Annotated in this window: 4 protein-coding genes and 1 pseudogene; all 5 read left to right on the top strand. The window is 44.8% G+C overall.

All coding sequences use genetic code 11. From position 1 onward, the window contains the following. Positions 1-559 precede the first annotated feature (559 nt). A pseudogene (locus IEW48_RS17740) lies at positions 560-739 on the top strand (hypothetical protein); the annotation flags it as partial. Then, the gene (locus tag IEW48_RS17300) at positions 730-1,005 is read left to right on the top strand and encodes a group II intron maturase-specific domain-containing protein (RefSeq protein WP_268236588.1); all 276 of its coding nucleotides are present in this window, start codon (positions 730-732) and stop codon (positions 1,003-1,005) included. The pseudogene IEW48_RS17740 and the gene IEW48_RS17300, both read left to right, overlap by 10 nt. A gap of 52 nt (positions 1,006-1,057) precedes the next feature. Beyond that, the gene (locus tag IEW48_RS16330; RefSeq protein WP_371874902.1) at positions 1,058-1,441 is read left to right on the top strand and encodes an RNA-dependent RNA polymerase family protein; all 384 of its coding nucleotides are present in this window, start codon (positions 1,058-1,060) and stop codon (positions 1,439-1,441) included. Between the two features lie 196 nt (positions 1,442-1,637). Continuing rightward, on the top strand, positions 1,638-2,087 hold the full coding sequence (locus tag IEW48_RS16335; RefSeq protein ID WP_188624681.1) for a disulfide oxidoreductase: 450 nt from the start codon (positions 1,638-1,640) through the stop codon (positions 2,085-2,087). Then, positions 2,084-2,545, top strand: a complete 462-nt coding sequence (locus IEW48_RS16340; protein WP_188624682.1) for a thioredoxin family protein — start codon at positions 2,084-2,086, stop codon at positions 2,543-2,545. The genes IEW48_RS16335 and IEW48_RS16340 overlap by 4 nt, the downstream gene beginning before the upstream one ends. Positions 2,546-2,824: the final 279 nt, after the last annotated feature.

Raw genomic sequence — 2,824 nt, forward strand, 5'->3', positions numbered from 1 at the left:
GATTCCTTTCCCCTGAGCAAGCATTTGAAGCCAGGGATGCGATTGGAGAAACAGCCGAATTTTTGTTTCAGTCTTACAAACGCCTGGGCGGCGTTTGGATGCTGGATCAGCTCTGGCGCAAATTAGGAGCGCCAAATCTTCGCAGCTGTAGGCGTTGAACCTCCCCCAGGGTTCCCCGAGATCCAGCCAAGTTCACAGATACACGTACCAACCCTACTGAATCGCTCATATACTCAGGTGTATCATGGGTTTATGAGCGATTTGTTTACCTAGTGACTGTCGGACTCGGGTGAAGGAAGCTGGAGGCAAACACTCGACCTGAGGTACACGAACCCAATTTGAGGCTGTTACAGTCGGATGAGTCTGCCAAACAAGACGAAGTCCTAAGCCGCCAAGGGCTGTAGCAGTATATTGGGCAGGTGCATGAGTGGAAAGTCCGTGCTCTTATCCGGGGAGGCCTGTACGGTACGCCATCTGAAGATGGTAACCAAGACCGAAAGGTTTTGCTGAACGTACAGGAGTCAGCAAGACAAAAGTACCTGAGTAAAGATATGCTGATGATGCCATAGTCCACTGTCGGACCAAGGAAGAGGCTGAGCGATTACTGAAGCAGCTGACAGAAAGGTTTAAGGTATGCAAACTTGAATTACATCCCGACAAAACTCGAATCGTCTACTGTAAAGATGATGACCGGACAGGTGATCATCCTGAGATTAAGGAGGGTGGCGTCTGCATCTAAAACCGGATAAAGGAATTGTTGACTTGTCTCGCATGTTTAATGGGATCATCCGAGGTTGGGTCAACTACTACGGACGCTTCTATAAGTCGCAACTCTATCCTGTACTCCGACATCTGAATCGAGCTCTGATACATTGGGCCAGACGAAAATATAAGAAGCTGGCACGAAGTAGAAGAAGAGCCAAACGCTGGTTAGGCAAGCTGGCAAGAAATTGCCCTCACTTGTTTGTACATTGGCAGATGGGAATTCTGCCATCGGCTGGATAATGGGAGCCGGATGAGCCGAGAGGTTCACGTCCGGTTCTGAGAGGGCCTGAGGATGAGATTCCTTCGGGTTACTCACCGTAACATTTATGTGCGCAGCAGGCGTGCAGGGCAACGAGTGAAGCAAAGTATTCAAAGGTTCTTGGAGAAGAAGTTAAAACTCAAAGTCAATGAGGAGAAAAGCGCTGTCGACCGACCTTGGAGAAGGAAGTTTCTGGGCTTCAGTTTCACCAAGCAACGCGAAGCCCGGATACGTCTAGCCTCGAAGTCCATCCAACGCTTTAAGAACAAGATACGCCAGCTGACCAACCCTAACTGGAGCATTTCAATGGAAGAACTAGTGCGGACCCGCATGCTAGATGGTGTGAGGGGACGGGGATTAGTCACCCCCTCCTACTCGATGCTTTTGATTATGCTGTCATTAAAAATTCATAGATGAGAATAAAAATGAGCACATACATATCGGAATTGTTGTGTAAACATATTGATCGTGGGGGGATTATTCTTACAATTATTGTGGGGTAAAGAAAGTGGAACGGAATATGCCCTATTGACAGTCATCAGAAGAAGAGCAACAGAAAACGGTAAAAGAGTGAGGGCTCAAAAAACAGATTCAGTTTTTGGAGGACAGCCACATGGAATTTAAATCGTGGTTAAAAAGGTTTGTACTTGAACATGGATTGCTCATATCGTGGTTGATCGCATTTACTGCAACGTTAGGTAGTCTATATTTTTCAGAGATCGTGGGGTTTATCCCGTGTGAGTATTGCTGGTATCAGCGGATACTGATGTACCCTTTAGCTGTCATTTTGGCCATCGCAACAGTCAGGAAAGATATCAGGGTCTATGTCTATGTATTGCCTTTGTCCATCAGTGGTGGAAGTATTTCATTATTTCATTATTTGAATCAAAAAGTGACATTTTTACATGAACTAGGAGCAGCATGTGGACCTATACCGTGCAATATTGAGTATATCAATTGGTTTGGGTTTGTGACCATTCCTTTTATGGCCCTTGTCGCTTTTATATTAGTCACAATTATTCATCTGTCCTTATACTACGTACAAAGGAGCGAAAATAAATGAGGAAAATCATCTTGTTTGGAATCATTATCATCGTGTTGTTTGGAGCTCTGGGCATTGTCACTTACATACAACAGCAGCAGGCGATAGAAGGAAATCCGTATGGCAAGGAGAGTCTTCATCCAGAGACCATTAAACAGTTAGATCATCCTTTGTATCAGAATCAGATCTTACCGGAAGCATTAGCAGAAAGAATCCAAAATGGAGAAGAGCTGTACATTTATTATTACCAGCCGGACTGTCCATATTGCCAAGAGGTGACACCCCATTTGGTTGAGGTGGCTGAAGAGAACGGTTTTGAGTTGTATTTACACAACTTGAGAGAGTTCCCGGAAAATTGGGAGACATATAATTTGGATGTTGTGCCTACAGTTGTACATTACAAGGATGGAGAAGAAGTATCTCGTATCGTTGGTTTTCACGACCGTGAGGAATATGAGCAATGGTTTGGGGTTGAATAATGGACATGTAAATAGGGTTTGCGGAAAAACAAAAAATTGTTGAGATGAAAGGGAAAAGACGTATTTTTGGCGAAATTAAGTGCAAGGTATTTTCGAAAAAACGCCACAAAAACCTTGCACTTGGAGGTATTGCTGTGTATCGCCATAACCAAGATCAGCTGATCATGCCGCATGAATTCTTCCTGCCTTTTGGTGGTCAACTGGACCCCAACAACCGTTGGGTATTACTCGCTCAAAGAATTCCATGGAACAAAGCGGAAGATCTGTATATCGGGCAGC

Origin of the sequence: Caldalkalibacillus thermarum (assembly GCF_014644735.1) — a bacterium.
In the GTDB taxonomy this organism is placed as follows: domain Bacteria; phylum Bacillota; class Bacilli; order Caldalkalibacillales; family Caldalkalibacillaceae; genus Caldalkalibacillus; species Caldalkalibacillus thermarum.